Here is an 8,299-nt window from a genome sequence, read left to right as displayed (position 1 = left end):
CGCATCGCCATCACCATCTTGATCACACCCGCCACACCCGCAGCAGCCTGCGTGTGCCCGATGTTCGACTTCACCGAACCCAACAACAACGGACGACCATCCGCCCGCTCCTGCCCATACGTAGCCAACAACGCGCCCGCCTCGATCGGGTCACCCAACCGCGTACCCGTACCGTGCGCCTCCACCACGTCCACCTCGGACGCCGACAACCCCGCCTGACCCAACGCCTGCCGAATCACCCGCTCCTGCGACGGACCATTGGGCGCCGTCAAACCATTGCTCGCCCCGTCCTGATTCACCGCCGAACCACGCACCACCCCCAACACCCGATGCCCAAGCCGCCGCGCATCCGACAACCGCTCCAACAACACCAACCCGACCCCCTCGGACCAGCCGACGCCGTCGGCCGCCGCGGAGAACGCCTTGCACCGGCCGTCCTCTGACACGCCGCGCTGCCGGGAGAACTCGACGAAGGTGTTGGGCGTGGCCATCACCGTCACGCCGCCCGCCAGTGCCAGGGAGCACTCCCCCTGCCGCAGCGCCTGCGCCGCCAGATGCACCGCCACCAGTGATGACGAGCACGCGGTGTCCACCGTCATCGCGGGACCTTCCAGGCCGAAGGTGTACGACACCCGGCCGGAGGCGACACTGGGCGTGCTGCCCGGCATGAGGCGGCCCTCGACGCCCTTGGGGGCGCGGCCGAGGAAGCGCGAGCCGTAGTCGTCGTACATGACTCCGGTGATGACCGCGGTCCGGCTCCCCCGCAGGTCGGCGGGGTCGAGCCCGGCGGATTCGAAGGTCTGCCAGGCGGTCTCCAGCAGCAGCCGCTGCTGCGGGTCCATCGCGATCGCTTCGCGCGGGCTGATGCCGAAGAAGTCGGCGTCGAACGCGTCGGCGTCGTGGAGGAACCCGCCTTGGCGGGCGTAGCTGGTGCCGGGGTGGTCGGGGTCGGAGTGGAAGAGTTCCGTGAGGTTCCAGCCGCGTCCGGTGGGGAACGCGCCGACCGCGTCGCGCCCTTCGACGACCAGGTCCCACAGCACGTCCGGCGAGGTGACGCCGCCGGGGAAGCGGCAGGCCATGCCGACGATGGCGAGTGGTTCGTCCGTGGGTGCGGCGACCGTGCCGTGGGGCCGGGGTTGCGCCGGGGCGGCGGAGGTGGCTGCGCCGAGTCGGGTGTGGAGGAAGCGGACGAGGGCGTCGGGGGTGGGGTGGTCGAAGACGAGGGTGGCGGGGAGCGTGACTCCGGTGGCGGCGCCGAGCCGGTTCCGTAACTCCAGGGCGGTGAGCGAGTCGAGGCCCAGGTCGAGGAAGGCGCGGCTCAGGTCCAGGGCTTCCGGGTCGGGGTGGGCCAGGACGGTGCCGGTCTGTTCGCGGACCACCGCGCGCAGCTGGCGGTCCTGCTCGGCTTCGGGGAGGCCGGCCAGCCGGTCCAGCAGGGAGGCGGAGGTGGTGGTCCGGGGCGTTCGTATGCCGGTGACGGCGCGGAGCATCGGCGGCGGGGCGTCGGCGGTGGCGAGGTTCCGCAGTGTCGTGCGGTCGAGGCGGATCGGCACGGGGACGGGGTCGTCCCCGGCCAGTGCGCGGTCCAGGAGGGCGAAGCCCTGGTCGGGGGTGAGGGGCGCGATGCCGGAGCGGGTGATGCGGGCGCGTTCGGCGTCGTCGAGTTGTTCGGCCATCCCGCCGGGCGCCTGCCACATGCCCCAGGCGAGGGAGAGCCCGGGCAGTCCCTGCCCGTGGCGGTGTTCGGCGAGAGCGTTGAGGAAGGCGTTGGCGGCGGCGTAGTTGGCCTGGCCGGCGTTGCCGAGTACGGAGGCGGCCGACGAGTAGAGGACGAACGCGGCGAGGTCCCGGTTTCGGGTGGCTTCGTGGAGTTGCCATGCGCCGTTCGTCTTCGCGGCCATGACGGCGTCGAGTCGGGCGGGGTCGAGGGTGGCCACGAGGGCGTCGTCCACGATGCCGGCGGTGTGGACGACGGCGGTCAGGGGGTGGTCGGCGGGGACGTCCGCGAGGAGTCGGGCGAGGGCTTCGGGGTCGGTGGTGTCGCAGCAAACGGTGCGTACGCGTGCGCCGAGGCCGGTGAGTTCGGCGGTGGTTTCGGCACTTCCTTCGGCGGTCTCGCCACGGCGGCTGGCGAGCAGCAGGTGGCGGGCGCCGTGTCGGGTGACGAGGTGGCGGGCGGTGAGGCGGCCGAGGGCTCCGGTGCCGCCGGTGATCAGGACGGTGCCTTCGGGGTCGAGGGCGGGTGGTGCGGCGTCGGGTGCGACGGGTGCTTCGGTCAGCCGTGGGACGGTCAGCCGGCCGTTGCGTAGGGCGCATTCGGTCTCGCCGGCGGCTTCGGCGGTCGTGAGTGCCGTGTGCAGGGCTCGGTGTGACGCGTCGGTGCCGTCGGTGTCGACGAGCAGGATCCGGCCGGGGTGTTCGGCCTGGGCGGATCGGGCCATGCCCCACAGGGGCGCGGTGGTCAGGTCGGCGGGCGGGTCGGCGGGGTCGGTGGCGACGGCGTTGTGGGTGAGGATCACCAGGCGGGCAGCGGCCGGGGATGGGTCGGTGAGCCATTGTTGGAGCAGGTCGAGAAGTCTGTGTGCCTGGGTGCGGGCCGTTTCGGGCGGGTTCGCTGCCTCGTCGTCCGGGGTGGTGAAGGGGGCGATGACGAGGTCGGGGGCGGGCTCGGCGACGAGCAGGGCGGTGAGGTCGGAGTGGGCTTCGCCGGCGCCCCGCGTTCCCGGGTCTGCGGGTGCCAGTACGGCGCAGCGTCGGGTGGCGGGCTGCGCCGGAGGCGGCAGCGGGAGCGGCTGCCAGGTGACCCGGCGCAGGGCGCGTGCGACGGCGGTGTCTGCGTCGGTCGCGCGGCTGGAGCGCCACTGGGCCGCGGAGACCACACGCAAGCCGAGGGAGCCGATGGAGGCGACGGGGTTGCCGTCGTGGTCCGACAGTTCCAGGGCTACGGCGTCCTGGCCTGCGGGGGTGATGTGGACGCGCAGCCGTGTCGCGCCGGTGGTGTGCAGGCGGACGTCGCCGAAGGAGATCGGGAGGCGTACGGCGTCGGTGGTGCCGTCGGGCCCGGGCTGGTTGCGCCAGGTCTCGTCGACGGGGTGCAGGGCGGCGTCGAGGAGGGCGGGGTGCAGGGCGTACGCGGCGGCGTCGTCGCCGTGTCCGGGTGCCGGGTGCACTTCGGCGTACAGGGCTTCGCCGTGCCGCCACAGGGACTTGACGCCGCGGAACGCGGGTCCGTAGCGGTAGCCCTGGTCGGCGAGGGCTTCGTACAGCCCGGTGGCGTCGAGTTCGGTCGCGCCGGTGGGCGGCCACGGAGTACCGGGCGGGGCGGGCCGCGGTGCGGGGCGGCCGTCGTCGGTGAGGGTGCCGGCGGCGTGCCGCTGCCAGCGGGACTCGGGGGCCGTCGGGTCGGTTGCGTCCCCGTCGTCGGATGCGGCGCCGGTTTCGGGGGCCGTGCGGGAGTAGACGGTGAGGGTGCGGCGGCCCGCCTGGTCGGCGGGGCCGACGGCGGCCTGGAGGTCGACGGCGCCGGTGGCGGGCAGCAGCAGCGGGGTTTCCAGGGCGAGGTCTTCGACGGCTCGGCAGCCGGCGGCCCGCGCGGCGGTGAGGGCGAGTTCGAGGAACGCGGTGCCCGGCAGCGGCACGCTGTCGGCAATCGCGTGGTCGGCGAGCCAGCCGTGGGTGCGGCGGGACAGCCGGCCGGTGAGCAGCAGCCCGCCGTCCGGTTGGTCGACCGCGGAGGCGGCCAGGGGGTGGCCCCAGGCGCGCTGGCCGGGGACGTGGCCGCTGGTCCGGGGCGTGGGCCGCCAGTAGGTGCGCCGTTGGAAGGGGTACGTGGGCAGGGGTACGGGTGCGGCGGCGGCCGGAAGTGCGGCGGCGAAGTCGACGGCGGCACCGTGCACGTGGGCGGCGGCGAGTGCGGTGAGGAGGGTGTGCGTCTCGTCGTGGCCCTTGCGCAGTACGGGTGCGAACAGTGGTGCGGCGCCCGGCTGTCGGGGTGCGTCGGCGAGGCTGGACTCGGCCATGGTGGTCAGTACGGGGTCGGGGCCCAGTTCCAGGTAGCGGGTGACGCCTTCGGCGTGCAGGGTGCGTACGCCGTCGTGGAAGCGCACGGGTTCGCGTACGTGCCTGACCCAGTAGTCGGGGTCGGCGAGGAGGGCGGCGTCGACGAGTCGGCCGGTGAGGTTGGAGACGGTGGGGATGCGCGGGGGCCCGGTGTCGAGGCCGGCGGCGACGGCGCGGAACTCGGCCAGCATCGGGTCCATGTGCGGGGAGTGGAAGGCGTGGCTGACGCGGAGCTGCTTGGTGCGGTGGCCCCGGGCACGCAGGGTTTGGACGATCGTGTCGACGGCGTCCGCGTCGCCGGATACGACGACGGACGCGGGGCCGTTGACAGCGGCGAGAGCGGCGCGTCCGTCGGTTTCGGCGAGGAGTGGCAACACGTGTTCTTCGGGGACTTCGACGGCGGCCATCGCACCGCCCGTGGGCAGGGCCTGCATGAGCCGGCCGCGGGCGGCGACCAGGGCGCAGGCGTCGGCGAGGGTGAGTGCGCCCGAGGCGTGGGCGGCGGTGATCTCGCCGACGGAGTGGCCGATCAGGTGGGTCGGGGTCAGGCCGAAGGACTCGACGAGCCGGAAGAGCGCGGTCTCGACGGCGAACAGCGCGGCCTGGGTGTACCGGGTCTGGTGCAGCTCCCGGCCGGTGTCGTCGTCCGCGTCGAGGACGAGCGCGCGCAGGGACCGGCCGAGCAGCGGGTCCAGCAGGGCGCAGACGTCGTCGAAGGCGGTGGCGAACGCCGCGTACGTGCGGTGGAGTTGCCGTCCGGCGCCGGGGCGCTGGCTGCCTTGGCCGGTGAAGAGGAACGCGGTGCCGCCGGTGGTGGCGGGGTCGTCCGCGGTGACGAGCCCGGGGTGGGGTTCGCCGGCGGCGAGGGCGGCGAGGGCTTCGGTGAGCGGGTGGGGGCCGGTGTCGAGGAGGACGGCGCGGTGTTCGAAGGCGGAGCGGGTGCGGGCGAGGGACCAGGCGACGTCGGTGAGGGCCAGTGCGGGCCGGTCGGCCAGGTGGGTGGTGAGGGCTCGGGCTTGGGCGCGTAGGGCGGGGCGGCTGCGGGCCGACAGGGGCCAGGCGAGGAGCGGTGCGGGCGCGCCGTCGTGATCAGCGGTCGGGGGTTCTGGCGCCTCTGGAGGCTCGGTCGGCTCGGGCGGCTGTTCCAGGATGAGGTGCGCGTTGGTGCCGGAGATGCCGAAGGACGAGACGCCGGCTCGTCGGACGCGTTCCCCGCGGGGCCAGGGCACCGGCTGGGTCAGCAGCCGTACGGCTGCGGGCTCCCAGTCGACGTGCGGCGTTGGCTCCTCGGCGTGCAGGGTGGGCGGAAGGGTCTCGTGGGTCAGGGCCATGACGGTCTTGATGACGCCGGCGACGCCCGCCGCGCCCTGGGTGTGCCCGATGTTGGACTTCACGGAGCCGAGCCACAGCGGCCGGTCGGCGGGCCGGTCCTGGCCGTAGGTGGTCAGCAGGGCCTGTGCTTCGATGGGGTCGCCGAGTCGGGTGCCGGTGCCGTGCGCCTCGACCGCGTCGACCTCGGCGGGGGCGAGTCGGGCGCTGTCCAGGGCCTGGCGGATGACGCGCTGTTGTGAGGGCCCGTTGGGGGCGGTCAGGCCGTTGCTGGCGCCGTCCTGGTTGACGGCGGAGCCGCGGACGAGCGCGAGCACCCGGTGGCCGTTGCGCCGTGCGTCGGACAGCCGCTCCAGCAGCAGGACGCCGACGCCTTCGGAGAACGCGGTGCCGTCGGCGTCAGCGGAGAACGGCCGGCACGTTCCGTCGGCGGCCAGGCCCCTTTGCCGGGAGAACTCGGTGAAGACGTTGGGCTGCGGCATCACGGTCACGCCGCCGGCCAGGGCCAGGGTGCACTCGCCCCGGCGCAGGGCGTGGCATGCGAGGTGGACGGCGACGAGCGAGGAGGAGCAGGCGGTGTCCAGCATCACCGCGGGCCCCTCAAGACCGAGGGTGTACGACAGCCTCCCGGACAGCACGCTGGGCGCGTTGCCGGTGACGAGGTGGCCTTCGGCGGCGCTGTCGGAGTGCGCCGCGTCGAAGCCGGGCAGGGCGGCCCCCACGTAGACCCCGGTGCGGCTGCCCTTGAGGGAGAGCGGGTCGATCCCGGCCCGTTCGAACAGTTCCCAGGAGACCTCCAGCAGCAGCCGCTGCTGCGGGTCCATCACCAGGGCCTCGCGGTGGCTGATGCCGAAGAAGTCGGGGTCGAAGGCGGCTGCGTCGTAGAGGAACCCGCCCCGGTCGGCGTAGCTGGTGCCTGGGTGGTCGGGGTCGGGGTGGAAGAGCCGGTCCAGGTCCCAGCCGCGGTCCTCGGGGAAGGGGCCCATGGCGTCGCGCTCGTCGACGACGAGGTCCCACAGGTCCTCGGGGGTCCGTACGCCGCCGGGGTAGCGGCAGGCCATCTCCACGACGGCCACGGGCTCGTGGTGGCGGTCTTCCGCTTCGCGCAGTCGCAGCCGGGTGTCGTGGAGTTCGGCGGTGACCCGGCGGAGGTAGTCGACCAGCTTCTCTTCGTTCGCGGGCTTGGTCACCGGCCCTCACACATCCAGTTCGTTGTCGATGAAGGCGAAGATCTGGTCGGCGTCGGCGCCCTGGAGCCGTTCGGCGGCGCTGGATTCCTCGCCGGGCGCGGCGGTCCGCGGGGCGTGCCCGGCCTTCCACTTCGCGAGTAGCGTCTCCAGCCGGGCGGTGACCGCGTCCGCGTCGAGACCGGCCGTGTCCACGGTGGCGAGCAGGTTCTCCAGCCTGCTGACCTCGGCGGTGATCGGGTCCGGCGGGCGGGGACCGGCCGGTGCCGGTGCGGCGGGGGCGAGGCGTTCGGCGAGGTGGCCGGCGAGCAGTCCAGCTTCCGGGAAGTCGAAGACGAGGGCCGCGTGCAGCCGCAGTCCGGTGGCGGCCGACAGGCGGTTGCGCAGTTCGACGGCCGTCAGCGAGTCCAGGCCGAGGGTCTTGAACGAGGCGTCCTCCGGTACGGCGCCGGTGTGTGCGTGCCCGAGGACGGTCGCGGCTTGCTCCCGTACCAGGGTGAGCAGGCTGCGGTAGCGCTCGTCGGGGGTCTGTGCGGCGAGGCGCGCGGTCAGGCCTGCGGGGGCGTTCGCTGCCGCGGCGGTGGCCCGGGCCGGCCGGTTTCCGGCGGCGGCCAGTGCGCGCAGCGGCGCGGGGGTGGTGCCGGGCGGCTGGGCGGCGAGGGTCGTCGTGTCCAGGGCGAGGGCGAGGGGCGCGGGTGCGCCGTTGGCGAGCGCGGCGTCCAGCATGGCCAGCCCGTCGTCGGTGCTGTTGGCCTTGATGCCGTAGCGGTCGATGCGGGCGAGGTCGGCTTCGCTCATCCGGCCGGTCAGCCCGCTGGCCTCGCCCCACAGGCCCCAGCCGATGGACACGGCGGGCAGGCCGTCCGCGCGGCGGTGCGCGGCGAGCGCGTCACAGTACGCGTTGGCCGCGGCGTAGTTGGCCTGTCCGGGCGTGCCGAGCGCAGCGGCGAAGGAGGAGCAGAGCACGAACATGCCCAGCCTGCGGTCGGCGGTGGCGGTGTGCAGCCGGGCCGCTGCGGCTGCCTTGGCGTCCCAGGCTCGGGCGAGTCGTTCGGGGGTGAGCGCGGGCACCATCGCGTTGTCGAGTGCGCCGGCGGTGTGGACGACCCCGGTCAGCGGGTGCGCGGGGTCGATGGCGTCGATCGCGGCGGTGAGTGCGGCGGGGTCGGTGACGTCGGCCGCGGCTACGGTGACGTCGGCGCCGGCGGCTCGGAGCCGTTCGACCAGGTCCGCGGTGTTGGGTGCGGCCGGGCCCCGGCGGCTGAGGAGCAGCAGGTGCTTGATGCCGGCGGTGCGGACCAGGTGTTCGGCGACGGCGCCGCCGATGGTGCCGGTGCCGCCGGTGATGAGGACGGTGCCTTCGGGGTCGAGGCGCGGGGGCACCCGGAGCACGGGTTTGCCGGTGTGCCGGGCCTGGCTCATGGTGCGCAGGGCATCGCGAGCTCGGGCCAACGGCCACTCCTGCACCGGCGGCGGTGGCAGTGCGCCGGTGGCGAGCAGCCCGGCGAGGTGGGCGAGCAGGTCGCCGAGCCGGTCGGGGGTGTTGTCGGCCAGCAGGTCGAACGCCCGGTAGGAGACGGTGTCCGGCAGACGGGTCGCGTTCCGCAGGTCGGTCTTGCCCATTTCGACGAACCGGCCGCCGTCGGTGAGGAGTCGTAGTGAGGCGTCGATGAACTCGCCCGTCAGGCTGTTCAGCACGACGTCCACACCACGGCCACCGGTCG

2 protein-coding genes are annotated in these 8,299 nt (G+C 74.1%); both read right to left on the bottom strand.

Annotation, left to right across the window (positions count from 1 at the left end; all coding sequences use genetic code 11):
- Positions 1–6,578, bottom strand: a 6,578-nt coding sequence (locus ABZ842_RS38435; protein WP_361548424.1) for a type I polyketide synthase, incomplete at its 3' end; no start/stop codon positions are given.
- A gap of 6 nt (positions 6,579–6,584) precedes the next feature.
- Positions 6,585–8,299: SDR family NAD(P)-dependent oxidoreductase (locus ABZ842_RS38430; protein WP_361548421.1), on the bottom strand; the 1,715-nt coding region annotated here is incomplete at its 5' end.

The sequence above is a fragment of the Streptomyces sp. NPDC047315 genome, assembly GCF_040643215.1.
Taxonomy (GTDB): Bacteria; Actinomycetota; Actinomycetes; order Streptomycetales; family Streptomycetaceae; genus Streptomyces.
This window is presented reverse-complemented; position numbering and strand designations above follow the sequence as displayed.